This is a genomic window from Pyramidobacter sp. CG50-2 (assembly GCF_003612005.1).
Classification (GTDB): domain Bacteria; phylum Synergistota; class Synergistia; order Synergistales; family Dethiosulfovibrionaceae; genus Pyramidobacter.
This window is the reverse complement of sequence record NZ_RAWT01000026.1, coordinates 1-22,373: the sequence shown is the minus strand read 5'-3', so window position 1 is coordinate 22,373 and position 22,373 is coordinate 1. Positions and strand designations below refer to the sequence as shown.

The 22,373-nt window shown below is 58.8% G+C and carries 24 protein-coding genes; 12 read left to right on the top strand and 12 right to left on the bottom strand.

Annotated features, from left to right (window positions below; genetic code table 11):
- Positions 1 to 11: 11 nt before the first annotated feature.
- The 4 genes from D7D26_RS06900 to D7D26_RS06885 form a co-directional block, all read right to left on the bottom strand.
- On the bottom strand, positions 12 to 1,307 hold the full coding sequence (locus D7D26_RS06900; RefSeq protein WP_078016784.1) for a TRAP transporter large permease: 1,296 nt from the start codon (positions 1,305 to 1,307) through the stop codon (positions 12 to 14).
- Between the two features lie 2 nt (positions 1,308 to 1,309).
- The gene (locus D7D26_RS06895; RefSeq protein ID WP_158606299.1) at positions 1,310 to 1,870 is read right to left on the bottom strand and encodes a TRAP transporter small permease; all 561 of its coding nucleotides are present in this window, start codon (positions 1,868 to 1,870) and stop codon (positions 1,310 to 1,312) included.
- A 112-nt stretch (positions 1,871 to 1,982) separates the two neighbouring features.
- Positions 1,983 to 3,005, bottom strand: a complete 1,023-nt coding sequence (locus tag D7D26_RS06890; protein WP_158606298.1) for a TRAP transporter substrate-binding protein — start codon at positions 3,003 to 3,005, stop codon at positions 1,983 to 1,985.
- A gap of 62 nt (positions 3,006 to 3,067) precedes the next feature.
- Positions 3,068 to 3,748: an RraA family protein gene (locus D7D26_RS06885; protein WP_078016796.1), complete on the bottom strand. Its 681-nt coding sequence runs from the start codon at positions 3,746 to 3,748 to the stop codon at positions 3,068 to 3,070.
- 343 nt (positions 3,749 to 4,091) lie between these two features.
- On the opposite strand from D7D26_RS06885, the gene D7D26_RS06880 reads away from it, so the two are divergent.
- The 3 genes from D7D26_RS06880 to D7D26_RS06870 all read left to right on the top strand — a co-directional run bounded on the left by D7D26_RS06880 (position 4,092) and on the right by D7D26_RS06870 (position 7,601).
- A complete protein-coding gene (locus D7D26_RS06880) occupies positions 4,092 to 5,030 on the top strand; it encodes a LysR family transcriptional regulator (protein WP_120372545.1) in 939 nt (312 codons plus the stop codon).
- A gap of 438 nt (positions 5,031 to 5,468) precedes the next feature.
- Positions 5,469 to 6,761 (top strand): SLC13 family permease, encoded by a 1,293-nt coding sequence (locus D7D26_RS06875; protein ID WP_120372544.1) that lies wholly within the window; start codon positions 5,469 to 5,471, stop codon positions 6,759 to 6,761.
- 12 nt (positions 6,762 to 6,773) lie between these two features.
- Complete coding sequence (locus tag D7D26_RS06870) at positions 6,774 to 7,601, top strand: MBL fold metallo-hydrolase (protein ID WP_120372543.1); 828 nt, start codon at positions 6,774 to 6,776, stop codon at positions 7,599 to 7,601.
- 54 nt (positions 7,602 to 7,655) lie between these two features.
- Here the strand turns inward: D7D26_RS06870 and D7D26_RS06865 are convergent, their stop codons facing one another.
- Together D7D26_RS06865 and D7D26_RS12620 are read right to left on the bottom strand one after the other, a co-directional pair.
- Positions 7,656 to 8,627: a LysR family transcriptional regulator gene (locus D7D26_RS06865; protein ID WP_120372542.1), complete on the bottom strand. Its 972-nt coding sequence runs from the start codon at positions 8,625 to 8,627 to the stop codon at positions 7,656 to 7,658.
- Positions 8,628 to 8,766: 139 nt separating this feature from the next.
- Positions 8,767 to 8,829, bottom strand: a complete 63-nt coding sequence (locus D7D26_RS12620; protein WP_233543489.1) for a hypothetical protein — start codon at positions 8,827 to 8,829, stop codon at positions 8,767 to 8,769.
- Positions 8,830 to 9,051: 222 nt separating this feature from the next.
- Here D7D26_RS12620 and D7D26_RS06855 point away from each other — a divergent pair, with 222 nt between their 5' ends.
- Positions 9,052 to 9,258: a hypothetical protein gene (locus tag D7D26_RS06855; protein WP_120372541.1), complete on the top strand. Its 207-nt coding sequence runs from the start codon at positions 9,052 to 9,054 to the stop codon at positions 9,256 to 9,258.
- 92 nt (positions 9,259 to 9,350) lie between these two features.
- Here the strand turns inward: D7D26_RS06855 and D7D26_RS06850 are convergent, their stop codons facing one another.
- From D7D26_RS06850 to D7D26_RS06835, 4 genes are read right to left on the bottom strand one after another with little or no spacing between them, the layout of a single operon-like run.
- Positions 9,351 to 10,109 carry an SIR2 family NAD-dependent protein deacylase gene (locus D7D26_RS06850; RefSeq protein WP_120372540.1) on the bottom strand — a complete coding sequence of 253 codons (759 nt, stop codon included), beginning with the start codon at positions 10,107 to 10,109 and terminating at the stop codon, positions 9,351 to 9,353.
- A 42-nt stretch (positions 10,110 to 10,151) separates the two neighbouring features.
- Positions 10,152 to 10,466 carry a TfoX/Sxy family protein gene (locus D7D26_RS06845; RefSeq protein WP_120372539.1) on the bottom strand — a complete coding sequence of 105 codons (315 nt, stop codon included), beginning with the start codon at positions 10,464 to 10,466 and terminating at the stop codon, positions 10,152 to 10,154.
- A gap of 10 nt (positions 10,467 to 10,476) precedes the next feature.
- On the bottom strand, positions 10,477 to 10,785 hold the full coding sequence (locus D7D26_RS06840; protein WP_078016795.1) for a GIY-YIG nuclease family protein: 309 nt from the start codon (positions 10,783 to 10,785) through the stop codon (positions 10,477 to 10,479).
- Positions 10,786 to 10,790: 5 nt separating this feature from the next.
- The gene (locus D7D26_RS06835) at positions 10,791 to 12,023 is read right to left on the bottom strand and encodes an MFS transporter (protein WP_120372538.1); all 1,233 of its coding nucleotides are present in this window, start codon (positions 12,021 to 12,023) and stop codon (positions 10,791 to 10,793) included.
- 205 nt (positions 12,024 to 12,228) lie between these two features.
- On the opposite strand from D7D26_RS06835, the gene D7D26_RS06830 reads away from it, so the two are divergent.
- The 3 genes from D7D26_RS06830 to D7D26_RS06820 all read left to right on the top strand — a co-directional run bounded on the left by D7D26_RS06830 (position 12,229) and on the right by D7D26_RS06820 (position 16,318).
- Positions 12,229 to 12,771: a deoxycytidylate deaminase gene (locus D7D26_RS06830; RefSeq protein ID WP_078016777.1), complete on the top strand. Its 543-nt coding sequence runs from the start codon at positions 12,229 to 12,231 to the stop codon at positions 12,769 to 12,771.
- Positions 12,762 to 14,546: an MBL fold metallo-hydrolase RNA specificity domain-containing protein gene (locus tag D7D26_RS06825; RefSeq protein ID WP_120372537.1), complete on the top strand. Its 1,785-nt coding sequence runs from the start codon at positions 12,762 to 12,764 to the stop codon at positions 14,544 to 14,546. The genes D7D26_RS06830 and D7D26_RS06825 overlap by 10 nt, the downstream gene beginning before the upstream one ends.
- Positions 14,547 to 14,638: 92 nt before the next feature.
- Positions 14,639 to 16,318 (top strand): bifunctional metallophosphatase/5'-nucleotidase, encoded by a 1,680-nt coding sequence (locus D7D26_RS06820; RefSeq protein WP_120372536.1) that lies wholly within the window; start codon positions 14,639 to 14,641, stop codon positions 16,316 to 16,318.
- Between the two features lie 223 nt (positions 16,319 to 16,541).
- Here D7D26_RS06820 and D7D26_RS06815 read toward each other — a convergent pair whose 3' ends face one another.
- Together D7D26_RS06815 and D7D26_RS06810 are read right to left on the bottom strand one after the other, a co-directional pair.
- Positions 16,542 to 17,666 (bottom strand): NAD(P)H-dependent flavin oxidoreductase, encoded by a 1,125-nt coding sequence (locus D7D26_RS06815; RefSeq protein WP_120372535.1) that lies wholly within the window; start codon positions 17,664 to 17,666, stop codon positions 16,542 to 16,544.
- A 181-nt stretch (positions 17,667 to 17,847) separates the two neighbouring features.
- Complete coding sequence (locus tag D7D26_RS06810; RefSeq protein ID WP_158606297.1) at positions 17,848 to 18,972, bottom strand: efflux RND transporter periplasmic adaptor subunit; 1,125 nt, start codon at positions 18,970 to 18,972, stop codon at positions 17,848 to 17,850.
- A gap of 198 nt (positions 18,973 to 19,170) precedes the next feature.
- On the opposite strand from D7D26_RS06810, the gene D7D26_RS06805 reads away from it, so the two are divergent.
- The 5 genes from D7D26_RS06805 (at position 19,171) to D7D26_RS06785 (ending at position 21,782) form a co-directional block, all read left to right on the top strand.
- Positions 19,171 to 19,554 carry an ArsR/SmtB family transcription factor gene (locus D7D26_RS06805; RefSeq protein WP_078016771.1) on the top strand — a complete coding sequence of 128 codons (384 nt, stop codon included), beginning with the start codon at positions 19,171 to 19,173 and terminating at the stop codon, positions 19,552 to 19,554.
- A gap of 32 nt (positions 19,555 to 19,586) precedes the next feature.
- Complete coding sequence (gene ybaK, locus D7D26_RS06800) at positions 19,587 to 20,243, top strand: Cys-tRNA(Pro) deacylase (protein WP_120372533.1); 657 nt, start codon at positions 19,587 to 19,589, stop codon at positions 20,241 to 20,243.
- Positions 20,237 to 20,533: a DUF1294 domain-containing protein gene (locus tag D7D26_RS06795; RefSeq protein ID WP_120372532.1), complete on the top strand. Its 297-nt coding sequence runs from the start codon at positions 20,237 to 20,239 to the stop codon at positions 20,531 to 20,533. Before ybaK ends, D7D26_RS06795 begins: the two co-directional genes overlap by 7 nt.
- Before the next feature lie 9 nt (positions 20,534 to 20,542).
- Positions 20,543 to 20,965, top strand: a complete 423-nt coding sequence (locus D7D26_RS06790) for an acyl-CoA thioesterase (protein ID WP_078016768.1) — start codon at positions 20,543 to 20,545, stop codon at positions 20,963 to 20,965.
- Between the two features lie 67 nt (positions 20,966 to 21,032).
- Entirely contained in the window at positions 21,033 to 21,782 is a 750-nt protein-coding gene (locus D7D26_RS06785; protein ID WP_158606296.1) for a gamma-glutamyl-gamma-aminobutyrate hydrolase family protein, read from the top strand.
- Positions 21,783 to 22,373 lie beyond the last annotated feature (591 nt).

The window sequence follows — 22,373 nt, the reverse complement described above, 5'->3', positions numbered from 1 at the left end:
CCTTGTAAATTTTAACGAATCATGCCGAAGAATTTCGGCAGTACCAGACTGATCCAAGGCACATAGAGAATGATCAGCGTCGCGGCGATCATCGAGAGAATGAACCATTTGCCTTTGCGCGCGATAGAGATCATGTCGATGCCCGTCATCGACTGAGCGACGAACAGGTCCATGGCCACCGGCGGCGTCACCAGGCCGACGCAGAGCGCCAGTACCATGAAGATGCCGAAGTGCACGGGATTGACGCCGATCTCCTGGACGACTGCCAGTAAAATGGGCGAAATCAGCAGCATCGAAGGAGTCGTTTCCAGGAACATGCCGACGATGAGCAGCAGGATCAGGATCATGAACAGGATCACGTAAGGGTTGGACGAAATCGAGATGAAGAACGCCGTGATCCTGGCAGGGATCTTCATATAAGCGAAAATCGAGCTCAGCGCGCCGGCGGGGGCGAACGTGAACAGCATCGCGCCGATGAAGCTGGTGTTCTTCTTGTACATCTCCCAGATGTTGCGCCACGTCAGCTCCCTGTAAATGAAACGGCCGACGATGATCCCGTAGGAGCAGCCGACAACGGAGGCTTCCGTCGGCGTGACAACGCCGGAATAGATGCCGCCGAGGATGATTACCGGCATCAAAAGAGCCCATTTTGCGTCCCAAAAAGTCTTAGCTATTTCCTTGCCGCTGAGGCGGTGATTCTTGCCCACCCAGCCGTATTTCCTGCAGGTGAAGTAGTTCACCGTCATCAGCAGACCGCCGACGACCATCGCGGGCAGAAAACCGCCCATGAACAGAGCGCCGATCGAGACGTTGTTGGTGACACCGTACACGACCATCGGCGTGCTTGGCGGCACGATCATGCCAAGACTGCCGGCCACGGCGATCAGCGCCGTCGCGTAGGTACGGTTATAGCCTTCCTGAGCCATTGCGGGCAGCATGATCGAGCCGATCGCCGCTACTGTGGCGATCGCCGAACCGGAAACTGCGCCAAAGAACATGCAGGCGATGATCGATACCATACCGAGGCTGCCGGTGACGTTACCGATCGCCGAGTTGGCCGCCTTGACGATGCGGCGCGAGATCCCGCCGCCTTCCATGATCGTGCCGGCGATCATGAAGAAGGGTAGCGACAGCAGCGTGAAGTTGTCCAGCCCCGAGTAAAGGGACTGAGCGATAAACGTCAGCTTGGTGATCGGCGCGAAGCGGATCAGCGCCAGCATCGCGCAGGCGATGGAAACGCCGATGGGCACGCCGAGAAAAAGGAGCGCGAACATCACTCCGAAAAGGATGGCAACGCTGTTCTCCATGGTTATTTGCCTCCTCCGTCGTTTTCAGCGGTTTCCTCGTCAAGATTCGCGTCGAAGATGGAGCGGCTGGTCGTCACTTTCACGTCGTCGTCGCTCGACGTGGCGATGCGCCAGCAGTCCTGGATCAGGCGCAGCGTCATCAACGCGAAGCAGAACGGCAGCACAGCATAGATCACCGATTTGGGCATACGCAGCAGGATCGTAGCGCTGTTGCGCCTCGCGAAGTTGGCGATGATCTTCATCAGCGGCGGGATCATGTAGAGGCAGAAGCCCATCGTCACCAGATCGGTGAAGATCAGTAAGGCCTTTTTCGCCTTGCCGTGCAGGCTGTTGAGGAAGCCGTCAATACGCAGATGCTTGCCCTTCAACACGCCGCCGCAGGCGCCCAGGTACGACAGCCAGATGAAGAAGACGGTGCACAGCTCTTCCGTCCAGCTGAACGAATAGTTGAACAGATAGCGCGTGATCACCTGCAGCGTCAGCAGGATTGTCATCGCTGCGAAGAGCGTGGCGCCGATATAGACTTCGAATTCGTTCAGGAATCTCAGAACGCTTTTTTTCAAGAGAAGCGCCTCCTTTAACTGCAAAACATTGTAAGCCGTATCACAAAACTGTTTTTCAAAAACAAGCGGCCGCGCGAAAGATGTGCGGCCGCTTGCAGGAAGTTGTGGCAAACTATTTGCCGAGGCGGGCCTTGATGGTCTCGATCTCTTTGACGATCGCGTTCCAGGCTTCGTCGCCCATTTCTTGGCGGACCATGTCGCGCACGGGCTGAGCGGCATCCTCAAACGCCTTCATCTGCTCGGGAGTGAGCTGGTTGAAGGTCATCACTTTTTTCAGCTCGCTCAAGCAGGCGTCCTCGAATTTCTGGTTGTCCTCGGCCACCTTCTGAGCGGCAGCGCAGGCCTTGTCGAACGCATCGCGCAGATCTTCGGGCAGCCCCTGATAAGCTTCCTCCGCGATGCACATGACCGCCAGCGTGTAGGCGTTGCGCGTCTCGGACAGATACTTCTGGACCTCGTACAGCTTGGAGTTGTAGATGTTCACGAAAGGTCCGTCGGAACCGTCGATCAGCCCCTGCTGCGAAGCGGTGTACAGCTCGCTGTAAGAAACCTGAATAGTAGGCGCGCCGAAGGTCTCGAACGTCTTGATCGTGTAACGATCGGAGAGCACGCGCATCTTCAGCCCTTTGAGATCCTCGGGCTTCGTGATCGGGCGAACATTGTTGATGATGTTGCGGAAGCCCAGCCAGCCGTAGAAAACGACGCGGGTATCGGTATCGGCCAGAACCTTGTCTTTGATCTTCTGGCCTTCGGGGCCGTAGAGGAACTCCTGAAGGACCTTTTCGTCGGTGAACAGGTAGGGCGTGTTCACGGGCAGGAACGCGTTGGTGTACTCGCCCCAGCTGCCGGCCACAAGGTTGAACATCTCGAACGACCCCATTTGAGCGCCGCCGACCACTTCGGAAGGCGTCTTGCCCAGCTGGCTGTGGGGGAATACCTCGACCTTGAGGCGTCCGTTGCTGAGTTTGTCGCATTGCTCGACGAGCGTCGTGATGCCCAGACCGAAGGAGCTGTTTTTCAAGTCGTTTTCGCTGATGTTCGTGTTCATGCGAAGTACGACCGGATCGGCGCCCCATGCGGCGGAAACGAACAGGGCCAGACAGACGGCGGAAAGGAACGATCTGCGGAAGTTCATCATTTTCAAATACCCTCTTTTCTATAGATTAAAGTGCTGCGTTGCTGTCGGAGCAGAAAAAACTACTCGACAATCTCGCAGCCGATTTCCTTCAACTTGACGTCGACCCAGGGACGGTCGAATTTGCCTGTCTTCTTGATGTTCTCGATCCACACAGCCTCTTTTTCCGACGTGGCGCGAGCCTTAGCGGCCAGCTCCTCGGCTTCTTCGGGGTGGATGAAGAGCGCGCCGTCGCCGTCGCCGATCACGATGTCGCCGGGACGGACGACGATACCGCCAAAGGAGATCGTCGTGCCGATCTCGCCGGGGCCGTTCTTGTAGGGACCGTTCGGCGTTGCGCCGCGGGCGTAGATGGGCATGTCCATGGCAGCCAGCTCGTCGCGGTCGCGCACACTGCCGTCGACCATCAGGCCGGCAACGCCGCGCGTCTTGCAGTACTGCGCCATGATCTCGCCGAAGATGGAACGGCTGACGTCGCCGCCGGCGTCAATAACGATAACGTCGCCCGGCTGCGCCAGATCCATGGCCTTGTGGAACATCAGATTGTCGCCCTCGGCAACCTTGACGGTGAAAGCCACGCCCAACAGAGGCACGCTGTTCAACGGGCAGATCTCGGGACGCACGGCCGCCGTGCGGTTCATGCAGTCGTCGATGTTTGCCACGGGTAGGCCGCGGAACTTCTCGACCAATTCTTTGGGAGGACGGGGAAAGTTCATCACGATTTTGCAGCCAATGTTAGCCATGTAAACCACCTCAGAGAAAAAATTTTGAAACATCGCGACTTCCTGCCGCGGAAACGCTCGAAGAAAATTTGTCACACTAAAGCGTTGATTTTCGAAAACTCAATTTAACCAAATTTATTCATTACGGGTTATAATTTTGGACTACGAAAAACCTTCCGCCTGACGCGCCCGCGCCTTTGTATCGGCGTTCAAAAGGAGCTATGTCAACAATCGTAGCGGCTATTTAGTTAGTAATATTTATTGTCGACGAGGCTATCATATAAGAAATTCAAACGTTTGTCTAATTCATCTTGTTATATAATAGTCATGCCTATTTCGGAATACTTATGCGGAGGCGACAAATATGAACAATTACGATTATTTTCTGGCGATCGCCGAAACGGGAAACATCTCCCGCGCGGCGGAAAAACTGTACGTCTCGCAGCCGTCGCTGAGCAAATACCTGCGCCGCTTGGAAAATGAGCTGGGGATTGAGCTGTTCGACCGCTCTTCCTATCCACTGAAGCTGACTGAAGCCGGCGAACTGTATCGAAGTTACGTCAGGGAAGAGATTCTGCGCGGCAAGAATCTGCGCCGCAGCTTTGCCAACCTCAAGGCTCCCGACCGCGGAGAAGTTCGCGTCGGCCTCACGCCGTGGCGTTCGGCCAGTCTGCTGCCGGAGATCCTGAGCGTGTTCTGGCGCGCTTGGCCCAACATTCGCGTCAGTCTGGAGGAGGGGCCCCACCAGCACCTTGCTTCGCTGATCGAGCACGACCGCGTCGATTTCGCGCTGACGCACCTGCCCAACCAGTACCAAGGCTTCACCTGTACGCACGAATTCCTTATGACCGACGCTGCCGTGTTCGCCGTCAGCCGCAGCAATCCCATTCTCGCCGCACTGCCGGACGAAAAAGGTATTTCGCACATCAGCGAGGAACAGTTCACGCTGTTCCAGAACGAACCTTTTGTGATGTTTCAGGAAAGCCAGAACATTTACGAAATGCTCTACTCCTTCCTCGAAAACGCCGGCGTGCTGCCCGGCGTACGGCTTGTCACGCCCAACATCCACACGGCGATGAACTTCGTGCGTCAGAATCAGGGCGTCGGCTTTGCCACGACGAGCTACGCCGAAGCTTGCGAAGATGAGAACCTGCGCTTCTTCTTCGTCGACAGCGAGCCAATGAAATGGGATGTCGTCGCTACCTACAAAAAAAGCCGTCCTCTCAGCTCGCAGGCCCGGCTCCTGGTGGACTGTATCCGCGCATGCTGTCTGGAGAAGTTCGGCGGCCGCGCGCGGGCATGAGTTCGCTCGCTTTTCGATGCAAAAAACATTTCCCCGTATCACGCCAAGCTGTGATGTGATTGCGGCACAAGCGCATCATATGATTCTCGGGCTTTGAGCCGAAACACTTTTTCTGCCGGGTATTCTCCATTTGTATGTTTTTGTTATACGAAAGCCCTCCTGACGCAGTTTTTTATTCTACGACAGGAGGGATTTTTGTTATTGTCTCCATTGTGGGGGATACAGTCTAAAATCTTTAGACCAATATTCTTGATGACAGCTCCGCCACCGTGGTTGGCAGAACCACTTGCGAAGATACTTGGGAGTTATAATGTAAATTTATAATTAAGTTAATGTAACAAGTCTTTGCTATTTAATATGTGATTTTGTAGAATAAAATCGTGAGGAGGATATTGATTAAAATTTTCCTGACAAAAAACAACAAGGGAGGATTTTGTTATGCTTGCAATATTAGGATTCCTTATGATTGCCACGTGCTTTGTCCTGGTCCTGTCGAAAAAGGTTCATATGATTGTCCCCTTTATCATTGTTCCTATTGTTTTCGCCGTTCTGGCCGGGTTCCCTCTGAAGGATATCAGCAAGTTTGTTGTCAGCGGTGTCGCATCACTGATGCCCACCATTATGCTGATTCTATTTTCTGTGGCCTATTTCAGTATTTTGTCAGAGACAGGAATGTTTGACACTGTTGTTTTTCATATTACAAAGTTGACAAAGAACAATGTTTTCGTTGTTCTATTTTGCACCGTGCTGATTGCTATAATTGGTCATCTTGACGGCGCCTATAATACGACATATCTGATCACGATCCCTACTTTGCTTCCTTTGTATAAGAAGATGAACATTGATTCCCGCATTCTTATGTACCTGGCCGTTATGGGAGCCACAGTTATGTGCGTTACTCCTTGGAGCGCTCTGGTTGTACAGCTGACACCTTTCGCTGAAGTTAGCGCTGACGTGCTTTCCGCAAAGATGCTCCCCTATGCGGGCGTTGCTCTGGTTTGTGCACTTGTCAGTGCCTTGATGTTTGGTATTAGCATCTCCATGAAGCAGAAGAAGGGGCTTGAGCCTGCTCCCGCTGCGGATATTGCTGCTCCTGATTTCTCCGACTCCCCCTATGCCAGACCTCAGTATTTCTGGATTAACTTCATTATCTTTACTGCTTCTATCGTGTGCCTGTTTGCCCTCAAGGCGCTGGCTACATATATCCTGTTCATGATCTTCACCTGCATCACGTTGGTCGTGAATTATCGCGATGTCAAAGATCAGAATACGCTGATCAGAAAGTTCTCCGCGACGATGCTGGCGCCCGCACTGCTGTTCATGGGCATCAGCGTCATGGTCGGTGTCATGAAATCTTCTGGTATGGTTAATGCCGTTATTGATGTTATTCTCAAGGCCATTCCTGCAACACTGGCCCGCTATACTCATGTTATTTTTGGTCTGCTGCTTGTTCCCATTTACCTGGTGCTTCCTTATCAGGTCATGATGCCTATTTATCCTATCCTTACGGGTATCGGTAAATCTATGGGTTTTTCTCCTGCTGCCGTCATGATGGTTTTCATCCTTCAGTACGGAACCGCATGCTCACCTCTTGTGGCTGCTACGAACCTTGGTGCAGAACTGGCCGGTATTAATGTTATCGAGCATATGAAATTCTCCTATTGGAGATGCTGGATCTGCAGTTTCGTTATCATTGGAGCAATGATCGTTACCGGTGTCCTGTTTATGTAAGGTGAAAAGATCATGGCAAAAATTTCTTCTCTCTGCATCATCGACAGTACTTGTGACCGTCCTTGGGAAGTGGCTGTAAGGCCCTTCCCGGTGACAAACCGAATTTACTACGTTGGAGGCAAATGGGTTGGTGCCTATCTGGTCGATACCGGTGATGGTTTGATCCTGCTTGATACAACGACCGCAGAAACATCCTATCAGCTTGTCGATGCCATTTACCGGCTTGGATATAAGCCTGAAGACATTAAACATATTCTTTTGAGTCATGCGCATATTGACCATGATGGTGCCGCGAAAATGATGCGGGAACTGACCGGTGTGCCTATCTGGCTGTCTGCTGAAGACGATGCGTTCCGCCGTACAGAAGGAAGCCAATATGTCGGTTTGACCTTGAATTTCAAGGCGTACGACTACGAAGTCGATTACCATTACAATGACGCGGAGCCGATTTGTCTTGGCGATGTGGAAATCCGGACCCGCCTGACCCCCGGACATACTCCCGGAACAACAACTTTCTTCATCACTCATCCTGATGAACAGGGGAATCCTGTTGTGGCGGCCATGCACGGCGGAGTTGGTGTGCTGACCATGAGTGATGAGATTCTTGACAAGGCAGGACTGCCTCGCTCTCAGCGCAGACGCTTTATTGATGACTGTGATGATATGATGGATCTGAAGGTTGATGTCTGCCTTGCCAGCCATCCTGCCCATGGAGCTCTGTTTGAAACACTTGAAAAGGTGCAGAAGGGCGAAGCTTCTTTCAGAAATCCTAAAGCGTGGAAAGAGTTTCTTGTTTCCAGATCCAAGTTTGCCCGCGATATGGAGGACGGCTCAAAATAATAGAAAAAGAACAGAGGAGCGAAGCCTTGAAAATGCTTTTCGCTCCTCTGTTTGTCATTCGGGCTCCTTTAGCTGTTCCTTCAGTGACTGAATGAACAGCCTCGGGATGCGGGGAAGGTAAATGTCTTTCCGGTACACAACGGACAATGGCCAGATCAGATCAGGCAGCCCTGTGTCAAAGAAAGTAACCAGTCCCGGATGGGCGCATACGCGGGCGCCCTCGGCGGGAACGAAGGCGCAGGCCATGCCTCGTGCCACAAGGTTGATGGCGGTGGTCAGGTTGGCTGTTTCCAAAAGAATGTCGGGCTCAATGTCATTCCACGCAAGGGCAGAACGAACGGCGGAGGTTAGGTTTTGTCCCTGCTTGGTAAGAATTACGGGAAATCTGCGCAGAATGTTGATGGAGATGCGGGGGTATGCTCCTTTGGGGGGAATGTTGTCTGCCAGTGCCTGCTGTGCCATGGGGTGGCTGTTGGGCACTGCTAGTAAGATCGGTTCCTCAAAAATCTTTTCGCAAAACAATTTATTGTAATCGATATTATGAGGAACGTTCAGCACTGCCAGAGTGATATGGTCGTTCATTAGTGCTTTTTCTAGAACAGCAGACGAGCCCTCCATCAACTCCAGTTGGATACGGGGGTAGCGGGCGTGAAAAGCGGGAAACACATCCGGAAGCAGGCAAGCTCCTCGCCACAGGGCAAGGCCGAGCTTGAGACGGCCGGCTTCTTCCGCACGGATATCTTGAAACTCGCGAATGATATTCTCTTCTGCTTTCTTCGCCTGCCGTGCGTAGGCGTAATACCGTTCACCGGCAAAGGTCAGTTTCAGGGGCGATGTGTGGTGGTCGAACAGTTCCACGCCGAGGAATTCTTCAAGTCGCTTTAGGTACTGGCTGAGGGAAGACTGGGAAACCAGAAGCTTTTCGGCCGCTTTGGTGGCGCTGCCGCATTCGACGATCGCGATAAAGTAGTCGTTATTTGGGCGGAACATGATAGGGACTCCTTTTTTGCTGTTTTTATACCACATCGAGGGGACATAATATGCTTACAGGATGGTTATTTATTTAAGATCGTTAAAAGGTTTTCAAGTTATTCGTTTGAAAACAAAATTGATGCTTTCGTTTGGACGAAATAATTAGCGATTCCTTAGTTCCTGAATGTGCTCGTTAATTTTTTGAGGCCTTGATGGCCTCCTCGTTCGCTTTCCTGGGGTGACGGCTGCGCGGCATGACTTTTCTCCAGCCATGACGTTTTAGGACCGCATAAACATGAGTCAGACCGCTGGCATGTCCAACCGCGGTCTGATAGGCTGGGCTATTTTTGCAACCGAAATGATTTCTCCTTTTCCGGCTTTCTCCAGAATAAGGTGCAAGTACGGTTTCTTCCTGCTCATAAGTTAGATTGCGAAGATTATCAAGGTAATGGCATTGCAGCATATACGAGAGGCCGCGATGGATAAACTGCGAGATGATCTTGCTGACGTTCGTGAAGTGGCATTCCGTGATTTCGCTGATTTCTTTCAGAGTCTTGCCCTTGGCGTGCAGGCTGAGGAGTCTCAGCCTGGCTTCGATTGTCTTGTTCCGATTTTTTTCCGCACGGCTTCGATTTCCGCTTTTTGGTCTGATGTGATCTTATATTTCACGGGCATTATAACTTAGCTCTGAACATTTTGGCTGTCCTATGGAGAAATATTAATAGATCTTCGGGACGGTTTTTCTGTGATGAAATAAAATGCAACCGCGCGGGACATTCACCGCAGCGTTGCCAATTCGGCCTCGACGGCGCGGAAGAAAGCGTCGAGGTCGGCGTCGACGCGCAGGGTGATGCGCGACGGCGGCAGATAGTCGGCGGACACTTCGCCGCGGTTGACGACCACGATTTTGCCGCGGCAGAGCTGGGGCAGGAGCGCCGCCGGCACGACGTTGAGCGACGAGCCGAGCACGAAGAGCAGCTCGGCGCGCGAGCAGAGCCGCTCGCATTCCGTCAGGTATTTGACGCTTTCTCCGAAAAAGACGATGTCGGGCTTGATCACGCCGCCGCAATGGCAGATCGGCACGTCGGCCGTCTCGAGCATTCGGTTGACGGCGTCGTAGCCGTAATATTCGCCGCATTTGGTACAGTGGGCGCGGCGGATCGTGCCATGGATCTGGTAGACTGCTTTCGACCCGGCGGCTTCGTGCAGGCCGTCGAAGTTCTGCGTGACGATGCCGCTCAACCGGCCCTCGGCCTCGAGGCGGGCGAGGAATTTGTGCGTGAAGGTCGGCTCGATGTGCGCCAGCATGCGCTCGCATTCGCGGTGAAAACGATAATAATACGACGGATCGCGTTCGAAGTAGTTGATGTCGAAGAGTTTGTCGGCTTCCACGTCGGCGCGCCGGTAAATGCCCTGCGGCCCGCGGAAGTCGGGGATCCCCGCCGCGGTGGACAGCCCGGCGCCGCTGACGGCGGCCGTGTCGCGGGAATCATGGATTATTTGGGCGCACTGGCGCGCCTGTTCCTGTAACGTCATGACAACACCTCCCAGTGATGTTCCAAAACGGAAGCGGAGCGGTTATTTCTTTTCCCCGGCGGCCGGCAGCGCGTCGTACGTCGCTTCGACGAGCTTTCTGAGGAAAGCCCGGTCGCTGGCGTCGCGTACCATGAGCATCGGCTTCCCGCCCTCGTAGGGAAGTTCGAAGGCCGCGTCGGGCATCAGTGAGATGGCCGCCGCGACGGGCTTGACGAGGAAACGGTCGTCGTAAACGCCGCCGATGACTTTGTCCCGATAATAGAGGACGTATTCTCCCATCATCGGCCGGAAAGCGACTTCCGGCAGTTCCGAGAGTCGTTCCATGATCAAAGACAAAAACTCTTTGCTTGACGCCATGAGCCCCTCCCTAATTTCGTCTGGGCCGTTTTTCCTTCGGAACGGAGACGCGCTTCCCTCCGGACGGGAAGGAAACGCCCGCCGCCAGCGCCAGTTTTTCTTCCCGCGTCAGGCGCTTGACGCGCGCTTCGGCGCTCATGGCCGCGCCTTTGTCCGGCCACTGCCAGAGGGCGATCATGCGCACGGGGCGGCGCGAGCGCGTATATTTGGCGCCGCGTCCGGCGTTGTGGGCGGCCAGGCGCTTTTGGGGATCGACGGTGGAGCCGCTGTACAGCGTGCCGTCGGCGCAGCGGAGGATGTAATTGTAATAATTCGGCATTTTTTTCACTGCGCGGCGACGCGGGCGCGTCCCTTGTCCACGTCCACGCCGGCGAGGATCGCCATGCCGGCGATGAAGTTCAGCGCGATCACGCCCACGGCCAGCCGCAGCGAACCCGTCGCTTGGGCGACGAAGCCGCACAGCGCCGGGCCGACGATGCCGGCGAATTTGCTGGAGACGTTGTAGAGGCCGAAGAAGTGACCGCTGCGCCCGGCGGGCAGCATCGAGGCGTAGATCGAACGGCTGATGGCCTGCGAGCCGCCCTGCACCATGCCGACGGCGACGGCCATCAGCCAGAAATGCCAGTCCTGCGTGATGAACATCGCTCCGACGGCGACAATCGTATACCACGCAAGCGCGATCATGACGGCGCGCTTGCTGCCGGATTTTTCCGCCAGACGGGCGAAGACGAGCGCGAAAGGCACGCCCACGAACTGCGTCGCCAGCATGGCGCCGACGAGATGGTTTTGCGAGATCCCCAGTCCGGCGCCGAACACGGCGGCCATGCGGACGATCGTGCCGATGCCGTCGTTGTAGAGCCAGAACGAGACCATGAAACGCAGCGCCTCGGGGTACTGCTTCAGTTCCGTCCAGCTGTGCGCCAGCGCGCGCAGCGTTTGCCTCAGCCCCGAGGGCGCGTTGTTGGCCGCCGGCGGCTCGGGCACCCACGCCGTGAGCACGGCCGCGGCGGCGCTCCACCAGAGCGCGACCGACAGGAACGACATCTTCACGCCCGGCTCGCCGAAGCGGGCGATCAGGATCATGTCGAGGGCCAGCAGCACGCCGCCGCCGAGGTAGCCGACGCCGTAGCCGAGCGTGGAAACGCGGTCCATCGTGCCCGGCGGCGCGACGAACGTGAGCAGCGCGTCGTAACACACCGACGCCACCGAGAGGCCGACCGTGCCCAGCACCATGCAGGAGAGCGAGTAAAGCCACGTCCCTTGCCCCGAGAAGGCCAGCGCGGCCGAGGCGGCGATGCCGAGCGCGGCGAAGGCCAGCAGGAATTTTTTCTTCAGCGGGCGGCCGTCGACGTACGTGCCCACGACGGGCGTGAGCAGGGCCGAAAGGAGCAGCGCGACCGACGAAGCGTAGCCCCACGACGACAGCGCCCACGATCCGCCGCCGGCGACGACGTTCTGGTAGTAGACGGGCAGCACCACGGCCATGACGACGGTGGCGAAGGCGCAGTGTCCGGTGTCGTAGAGGCACCAGGCGAAGACGGAACGGTTTGCGAACATGCGATTTTCACCTCAAAAATTTGCGGCGAAGGAACGGCTCCGGAAAACTGCGTTCCGGCGCGGAAATTTCTTCGCGCTGTCAATTCCCGCTCAACTGCTTTATAATAAACCATAGCGCCGGACAGTTCAAACGATAAAAATCCGGCGCGGAAAAGTTTTTCGCGAAATTTTTTCGCGGTCTTTCGCAAAGGAGCGATCATTGGAAATGTCTTATCAGCGTCCCGACTGGGAAAGTTACTTCATGACTCTCGCGCTGGTCGCCGCGACGAGGAGCACCTGCCTGCGCCGCCAGGTCGGCGCCGTGATCGTCAGGGACGGGCAGATCATCAGCACGGGGTACAACGGCGCTCCCAAGGGCACGCCGCACTGCTTCGAGACGGGATGTCTGCGCACCAAACTGGGCATCCCCTCAGGAGAACGGCACGAGATCTGCCGCGGCTCGCACGCCGAGCTGAACGCCATCGCCCAGGCGGCGTCGGTCGGCGTTTCCACGGCCGGAGCCTCGCTGTACTGCACCCATTCGCCCTGTTCCTTCTGCACCAAAGCGATCATCAACGCCGGCATCCGCCGCGTCGTCTATCTTTATTCCTATCCCGACGAACTGGCGGAGAATCTGCGCCGCGAAGCGGGACTTACCGCCGAACACTTTCCGCCCGAACGCCTCGGCTGCATCAACGACTGCCTCGACCGGGCGCGCTTCAGCCTCGGCGACCGAAACGCCACGAAGGAGGGCTGCTCATGCTGCTGAAATTCTGCGGCGCCGCCAAAGAAGTGACCGGTTCCAATTATCTGCTCGAAGCCGGAGGGCATCGTCTGCTCATCGACTGCGGCATGCATCAGGGCGAGCGGGAAGAAGCCAACGACGATCCGTTCCCCTACGCTGCCGGTTCGATCGACGCGGTGCTGCTGACGCACGCGCACATCGACCACTCCGGCCGCATCCCCAAGCTGGTCAAGGAGGGCTTCCGCGGCAAAATTTACGCGACGCTGCCGACCATCGAACTGACCGAGATCCTCTGGGACGACTCGGTGCGCCTCATGCGCGAAGACGCCGAATGGCAGAGCGCCAAGAACGCCCGCCGCGGCCTGCCGCCCGCGGAACCGATCTACGGGCAGGAAGAAGCCGACGCCGCCAAAAAACTTTTCGCGCCCGTCAATTACGACTCGCGCCTCGAAATCCTCCCCGGCGTGTCGGTCCGCTTCCGCGACGCCGGACACATCCTTGGCAGCGCCATTTTGGAAATCCTCATCGAGGAAGAAGGGCGCATCGTGCGCCTTGTCTTCTCCGGCGATCTCGGCCCCATGCAGACCGTGATGGGACGCGCGCCGGCGGAGATCACCGACGCCGATTACGTCGTCATCGAGTCCACCTACGGCAACCGCGAGCACAAGGACAACCGGCAGACCCGCGAAGAATTTCAGACGCTGATGAAGGACATCTTCGCCAAAAAGAAGGGCAAAGTGTTCATCCCTACCTTCGTGGTCGACCGAGCCCAGCGCATCATGTACGAGCTGGAGCTGCTGCGCGGGCAGGGCGTGGGCGGCGGCATGCCGGTGTTCTTCGATTCGCCGATGGGCGTCAAAGTCAGCAAACTCTACGAGAGCCATCTCGACCTGCTGTCGCAGGAGATCCAGGCTTACCGCCGCGACGGCGGCAATCCCTTCTCCAGCGAGGACATCCGCTACGTCTCCACGCGCGAGGAGTCGCAGGCCGTCAATAACCTCGGCTTCGGCGTGGTCATGGCCGGCAGCGGCATGTGCAACGGCGGGCGCATCGTCCATCATCTCAAGAACGGCATCTGGAACCCCGACAACCACGTCGTCTTCGTGGGCTACCAGGCGCACGGCACGCTGGGACGCCGCATCGTCGACCGCGCCAAGACCGTGCGCATCGCCGGCGAAGTCGTCAACGTCAACGCGCAGATCCACACCATCGGCGGCTTCTCGGCCCATGCCGACCGCACCGACCTGCTCGGCTGGGCCGAACGCTTCCGTCCCACCATGCCGAAGTTCTTCGTCACCCACGGCGAAGCCGAAGCCGCGCAAAGTCTGGCCGAGGCCCTGAAAACGCGTGGCTTCGAGGCGCTGGTGCCCGAGCTCGATCAGGAAGTGGCGCTCGTGCCCCGCGAAGCCGGCCAGAAGCTCAGCGAGGCGATCGCCGACGCCAAGGCCGCGCCGCTTCCCGAGAAGATCGCCGAGACCGAGACGCCCGCCGATCCCGGCGGCGCGGCCGTCGCCGAGGAAAAAGGCGCGCCCGTTGCGAAAGTCGAAACGGCGCTCTCAGTCTCCGCTGCGGAGAAAACGCTGACGAAGGAGCAGAAGAAGACGGCCGAGAAAAAGGCGCGCCGCGCCAACCGCCGCGCCGTGAAAGCCCTCGAAAACATCAGCGACCAGATGCGCGAGATCTACGAAAAGGCCGGCAGCGGCGAGATCGCGGCCGAATCTCAGCCCCTGCTCGACGCCGTCGCCGTGCTGCTCGACTCGATCATCGCCCAGTCCGGCAAGGACGCGGCGAGAAATTAGAAAATTGCGTTGTCATCTGCTATAATCTGAACGAAATTTCAAACAGGGCGCGGCGGGGCTTCGCCTGAAAAAATCTCTGGTGAGGGAAAGGAATGGATACGATGGAAAAGTCACGGAAGTATTTGTTCGGCGGTTTAGCGGCGCTGACGGCCGCCTTCGTGCTGTTGCTTGTGGCCGGACGCGGCCAGGACGTCAAGGTTAAGGCGGAGCCGCGGGACGCCGTCGTGCTTTACACGAACGACATCCATTGCGGCATCGACGGTTACGCGAAGCTGGCGGCCTATCGCCGGCAGATGATCGAGGCCGGTTACGAGACGGCCGTCGTCGACGCCGGCGACTTCATTCAGGGCGAGATGGCCGGTTCGCTGACCAAGGGCGCCGACATCGTTGCGCTGATGAACGCCGTTCCCTACGATCTGGCGGTGCCGGGCAATCATGAATTCGACTACGGCACGGCGAACTTCCTCGCGCTCGTGCAGAAGTCGGCCGCGTTCCCCGTGCTGAGCGCCAACTTCGAGGACCTGCGCACGCACAAGCCGGTGCTGCCGCCCTGCAAGATCCTGGCGCTGGGCGGTCGCCAGGTCGCCTTCGTCGGCGTCTGCACGCCTTCGACCTATACCTCGTCGACGCCCAAATACTTCGAAGACGAAAACGGCCGGCAGATCTACGGCTTCGGCGAAAAGGACTTCGTCGCCAAAGTCCAGGCGGCCGTGGATCGCGCGCGCAAAGAGGGCGCCGAGATCGTGATCCTGCTGGCGCATCTTGGCATCAACGGCATCAACGAAGACTGGCGCTCTATCGACGTGATCGCCCGGACCCGCGGCATCGACGCCGTGATCGACGGCCATTCCCACGAGGCTTTTGCCGGCGAAGTCTACAAGAATGCCGACGGCAAGGACGTGCGTTACAGCCAGACGGGCAGCAAGTTCATGTTCTTCGGCAAGATGACGTTGGCCAAAGACGGCTCCATCCGCACCGAGCTGCTTCATCCCGGCGACGTCGACGAGAAAAAGAGCGAGGCGTCGCAGAAAGCGTACGCCGACGTGCAGTCCCTGATCGACCGGTGTCACGAAAAAGTGGCCTATCTGAACGAAAAGCTCGGCGTCGCCGAAGTGCCGCTGGCGATCGACGACCCCCGCACCGGCACGCGCCGCGTGCGCCTGGGCGAGTGCAGCATGGGCGATTTCGTGGCCGACGCCTACCGCGCCGTGCTCGGCGCCCAGATCGCCGTCGTCAACGGCGGCGGCGTGCGCGCTTCCGTCGACGGCCCCGACGTGACCCGCCTCGGCCTGATGAACGTCAATCCCTGGAACAATCCGACCTGCGTCGTCGAGATGCCGGGACAGACCCTGCTCGACCTGCTCGAGTTCAGCTGCCGCCATCTGCCCGGTGAGGAGAACGGCGGATTTCTGCAGGTTTCCGGCTTGAGTTTCGAGGTCGAGCCGTCCCTGAAGAGCCCCGTCAAAATTGACGACAAGGGCGTCTTCGCGGGCGTCGACGAGACGGTGCCGCGCCGCGTGCGCAACGTGCGCGTGGGCGGCGGGCCGCTGCGCCCCGAGGCGGCCTACACCGTGGCCAGTTCGAAATACGTGCTGCTCGAAGGCGGCGACGGCAACGGCGCGCTTGCGGGCGTCAAAGTCCTGAAGGCCGAGGGCCTGCCCACCGACGCCGAGTGCCTGGTCAAATATTTTACCGAGGATCTGCATGGCAAGGTGAAGATGGAGAAGTACGGCAATCCGCTTGGCAGCGGCCGGATCACGATCGTCGAATAGCCGGCGCGGCGTGCCGGGGCACTGCTCGCTGGAACAAAACGACAGGAACGAAAATAAAAAGAGCGCGAACGACCGGATCTCATTCCGGTCGTCCGCGCTCTTTCCGTTTGAGACATCTGCCGCTGTTTCTTGATTGAAAGGCCGAACGCAAGGGCGCTGTTCGCGAGATCGTCCTCAGCGACCGGACTCCCTCGGGGCGCCGGGCGCTCACGGTTGAGCCGTTCTATCGAGAATCAGGGGCAGTATCTTGGCGGCAGCTTTTGTTTCCCCGCTCATCGCCGCCGAAGAGATCGCTGAAGATCTCTCTCACGGTCTGGATCTTGTTGACGCGCCACACGTTGGTGCCGCAGAAGAAGAGCCCTTCCTCCCAGTTGCCCTGGAGCGCCTGGATCAGGGCGCGGGCGATGCAGAACGTCTTGTGCGTGGCGCGGTAGACGCAGTGCGCCAGGCAGTTTGCGATGCAAGGGTCCTGGCGGTCCTCGTGACGGAGATAGCGCTCCACCATCGGGCTGCGCAGCGCCCGGCCGGGCAGCCCGCAGGGGCTGTTGATCAACACCACGTCCTCGGGCTTGGCGTCGACGTAAGCCTGTTTGAAGACGTCGGAGGCGTCGCCCTCGGCGCTGGCGGCAAAGCGCGTGCCCATCTGCACGCCGCTGGCGCCCAGTTCGAAAGCGTGCAGCATCTCGGTGCGGTCGAAGATGCCGCCCGCGGCGATGACGGGAATGTTGAGCTTGATCTCTTTCAGCCAGTTCACGAGCTGCGGGATCACCGTCTCGAGCGAAAGCTCCTTGTCGTCGACCTGTTCGATCTTGGCGGCGCCCAGATGCCCGCCCGCGGCGTTGGGCGTTTCCACGACGAAGGCGTCGGGCGTGCGCCCGTAGTTCTTCACCCAGCGCCGCACGATGATCGAGGCGGCCTTGAGGCTGCTGACGATCGGTACGAGCGCCACGTTGGGGAAATCCTTGGTCAGCTCGGGCAGCTTGAGGGGCAGCCCGGCGCCGGAGATGATGATGTCGATGCCGGCTTCGCAGACGGCGCGCACCTGCTGCTCGTAATCCTGAAGCGCGCACATGCAGTTGGCGGCGAGGATGCCGCCTTTCGCCTTTTCGCGGGCCTTGGCGACGAAATCCTTGAGGGCTTCCACGTTCTTCTTGAAAAAATTGTCCACGTTGCAGGTCATGGTCGCCATGCCGATGCCGACGGTGGCCAACGTGCCGATGCCGCCTTCGGCCGCGACGGCGCCGCTGAGGCTGGGCCCCGAAATGAGGACGCCCATGCCGCCCTGGATGATGGGGAAGCGCGGCGTGTACCGGCCGATCTTCAAAGTTGGCAGTTTATCGAGAACCATACTTTTCTCCTTTCTCCGCGAAGAGGGGCGCGCGGAGTTCCATATGCCGTGCGAGACGGTTTTATAAATATAGGGCCTTTTGGCAGATTGTGCAAGCTCTTTCGTGTCGTTTCCCGCCGTGGCGGAGAAAAAAGTGCCCCGCGCGGCGCGGGGGGAGAAAAAACGTTCCGTGGACGGCCGCTCAGTCGACGACGCGGACTTTTTGCCCTTCGCGCAGGCCGCGCGCGCCGACGGTGACGATCTGATCGCCGGGCGCGAGTTCGCCGGTGATCTGGATGCGGCTGCCGCGAAAATCGCCCAGCGTCACGGGAATGCGGGCGATGTTGCCGCCGCGCCCGCAGCGCCAGACCCATGTGCGCCCCGACACGTCGCCCACGACCGCCTCGAGCGGAACGTAAAAGTTCGGATCGCCCGTTTCCCCACCGATCAGGCTGGCCGTGACGTTCACCGCCATGCCCGGCAGGATGCGGGCGCTCTTCGGCTGCGGCATGGTGACGGTGACTGGATAAGTCTGCGTGCGCGGGTCGGACTGCGCGCCTACTTCCTTGAAGGCGACGCGGAACGACTGCCCGGGCAGTTCGTCGAGCGTGGCTTCCAGGTCGAGGCTGACTTTTTCGGAAAGGCGGAACATCCTGTTTTTTTCGTCGGCGACGGCGATGTTGGCGATGTCTTCTTCGGAGACGCGGATCACGATCTCGACCGTGTCGAGGTTCTGCAGGCTGGCTACGGGCTGCTTGGCCTGCACGTCCTGAAAGTTTTCCGCCATGCGGGCCACGATCACGCCGCCAAACGGGGCGCGCAGCTCCGTGTCGGCGAGCGCGTCCTGCGCGGCGGCGACGCTCGCTTCCGCCGTTTTCAGCGCCGAACGCGCCACGTCCAGCGCCGTCTTGTAACGATCGTACTGCGCCTGAGAGACGGACTGTTTTTTGTAAAGTTCGTCGTAGCGCCTGAAGTTGTTCAGCGCTTCGCCGTAGCGCGCCTGCGTTTGAGAAAGCTGGCTTTGGGCGTCGCTGAGGCGCGTGCGGAAGTCGCGCGGGTCGATGCGGCCGATCAGATCGCCCTTCGCGACGCGCGAGCCCATCTCGACGGGAAACTCCACCAGCGGCCCCGGCACGCGGAACGACAGGTTCACGCGCTGCGAGCCCTGGACGGTGCCGTAATAATGGCGCTGGGGATGCGAGCGGGCCGAGCCGAGAAACAGCGTCTTCACGGGAAGCGGCGGCTCCTCCGCGGCGGTCGGAGCGGCAAGGAGACTCAGCGCGGCGATCGCCGCAAACGTTTTGATGAAGGGCGTCCTCGTTTTCATAGTGAAGAAACTCCTCTTCCGTAGAAATGTCGATACGGCTAAGTCTAGCACGACCGGCAGCGCTTGTGAAGGGCCGCCGCTCCGCGTCCCGAAAACGGGGGATCCGTCCGGACGGTCGCGCCGGGAACGCCGTTCCCTTTTGACAAAGCGGCGTTCTTGCCATACCATTGTGCCGTGAGCGAAGAGGGGGGAAGCTGCGTGGCCTTTGACGATGACGAACGAGTGACTGCCGGCCCGTCCGCGGTCCGTGAGCGGGCGGTCGAAGCGGTGCGCCGGGCGCTGCCCGACGAAGAGAAGCTGCGGAAACTGGCGGAATTCTTCAAAATTTTCGGCGACCCGACGCGGATGCGCATCCTCTGCGCGCTGAAAGCGTCGGAACTGTGCGTTTACGACCTGACCCGCCTGATGGGCGTCTCTCAGCCGGCGGTCTCGCATCAGCTGGGGCTGCTGCGCGCGGCTCATGCGGTACGGGCGCGGCGCGAGGGCAAGACGGTTTATTACTCGCTCGACGACGAGCACGTCAGCGCGCTGCTCCGCGTCGGCCTCGAACACATCGGCCATCGTTTCTCCGGCGGCCGCTGACCGCGATCGCTCTTTATGAAGAAGGGAATACGATGCGCCGACACGAAGACATTGCCAGAGTGACGCCCTGTTCCTGCGGCTTTTCTCCTGAAGGGGCGAACGCGTCGTTTCATCGGGCGGGGGAGTTCCCGTGCGCCGCGGGATGGTGTATGATGGGGCGCGAGGTGATCGAAGTGGCGAAAACGCCGAAGACGAACGCCGTCCGCGAGGCGGAGCGGCTGCGCATCTCCGTGCGCGTGATCGAGTACGAAGCCGACGAGAGCGACCTCAGCGCCGCTCACGCCGCGGCCAGCTGCGGGGTGCCGCTGGAACGCATCTACAAGACGCTGGTGCTGCGGGGCGACGGGCGCGCCAAAGAGCTGCTCGCGGCCGTGATCCCCGGCGCGATGGAGCTGGATCTGAAAAAGCTGGCGGCGCTGTCGGGATACGATAAAGTGGAGATGATCCACATGAAGGAGCTTTTCGGGCTGACGGGCTATGTCCGCGGCGGCTGCTCGCCGTTGGGCATGAAAAAAAAGCTGCCCACGTTCCTCGACGAGTCGGCGCTGCGGCACGAATGCATCGCCGTCAGCGCGGGACGGCGCGGCCTGCAGATGGAGCTTGATCCCCGCGATTTGCAGAGAGCCGCCGGCGCGACGATCGGCGCGATCTCGCGCGAAGCGGCGAAAGAAGAGGAGAAAACATGGTGAAATGGGTTGTACTGGCGTTTCTGGCCGTCATGAACCTGGGCGCGTTCGCGGCCTACGGCATCGACAAGAAGATCGCCGAGCGCAACTGCCTGCGCGACGACGACGCGGACGCGCGCCGCATCAGCGAAAAAGCCCTGTTCCTGTGGGCGCTGTGCGGCGGCTCGCTGGGCGCGCTGCTGGGCATGAAAGTCTGGCGGCACAAGACCAAGCACTGGCACTTCGTGTGGGGCGTTCCCGCGGTCCTGATCGCCCAGCTGGCGCTGGGCGTGTGGCTGATCTGGAAATTCTAGGAGCCCGCCATGGAAGCCAAAGGTGAAAAACGGTCTTACACGTTTCGCGTGCGTTACGCCGAGACCGACCAGATGGGCATCGCCCATCACAGCAACTATTTCGTCTGGTTCGAGGCGGGGCGCTCCGATTACTGCCGCGACCTCGGCGTGCCCTATCCCGAATGGGAGCGGCACGGCGTTTTTCTGCCGGTCGTCGAGGCGCGCTGCCGCTACAAATCGCCGCTGCGCTACGACGAGCTGGCGACGCTTGAAGTCTTTCCCGTCGAGTGCGGTGCCGCGGCCATGACCTTCGGCTATCATCTGCGCCACGCCGACGGGCGGCTGGCCGCCGAGGGCTGGACGAAGCACGCCTTCGCCGATGCCGAGGGCAGGCTGATCCGCGGCGGGAACGAGTTCATCGAGCGGCTGAAGAGCGCGATCTTTTCCGCCTGAGGGGCGAAAAGCCGCGCGCAAAAATTTATATATTGTAAGACGACAGACACAACAGGGGGAATCCGAAGTGGCGGAAAGAACGCTCATTGCGGTCGCGTGCAATCTTGATTGTCCGGGGACGACGCCCATCGTCGGCGTGTACAATTCCTACACGGGAGCGCTGACGGAGGCGGGCGGCGCGCCGTTCATCGTGCCGGACTCGACGGACGAGGCGCTGCTGGCGCAGTATCTGGACATGGCCGGCGGGCTTTTCGTGCCCGGCGGCATCGACGTCTGGCCGATGCTGTACGGTCAGGGGCCGGACGCCAAGCTGGGGCGGCTCGATCCCGGGCTCGACCTCTATCAGATCGCGCTGATCAAGCTGGCCCGCGCGCGGCGGATGCCGGTTTTCGGCGTGTGCCGCGGCGTTCAGATCATGAACGTGGCCCTCGGCGGCACGCTGATCCAGCACCTCGGCAACGACCCGGTCAGATTCGGCCACCAGCAGAACATGCCCGGCCGCTGGCCCAGCCACGAGGCGACGGCCGAAAAAGACTCGCTGGTTGGCGCTCTTTTCGGCGAAAAATTTTCCGTCAACAGCTTCCATCATCAAGCGCTGGACGCCCTCGCGCCGGGATTCAGGGCCACCGCCTGGGCGCCCGACGGCGTGATCGAAGCGTTCGAGGCGGAGGACGGCTCGTTCTGCATGGGCGTGCAGTGGCACCCCGAGCGCATGATCCACGATTTCCCCGCCGACCTGAACCTCTTCCGGCGCTTCGTGGAGGAGGCGGCCAAATACCGCGCCGTCCGCCGCCGGGCGAATGGGAACGAAAACTGATCGGAAACAGATCGAAAACAAGAAGCGGCCGGAAGCCGATGAAAACTGACTCATCGGCTTCCGGCCGCTTTCGTTGTTCCACGTGGAACATTTACGACCGGTGAGTATCTCGCGCGATCTTTTGATACTAGGGCTTGTTTAAAAAACATTTCAGCTTGTATTATTTCAATAAAATAACACTGGCAGCAACAAGAACAAAAGCGAAAAACGAAGCGTCAAGTTTGTCATAGCGGGTGAAAATTCTACGGAACCATTTGATTTTCTGAAAGAAACATTCAACCAAGTGTCGTTCCTTGTAAACATGCTCATCTATAAACCACGGTTCGGGATTATCGCTCTTCGGCGGGATAGTGTAATACTATTTCTCAATTAAAATGCCGAATACAGAGGCGCTGCGGGGGAGATTCATAAAGCGAGCTGCGCAGACCGTACAGCGGTCGAAATAGTCCTGAGCGACTGAACTCCCCCGCAGCGCCCGGGAAACTATGTTAATACTTTCTATCAAGAATTAGTATAACTTCCCTCCCGAGAAGTAATGTACTCTCTGATGGCTTGCGAACCGTAAGCCTTATCGCCGATGACGTTGCTCCC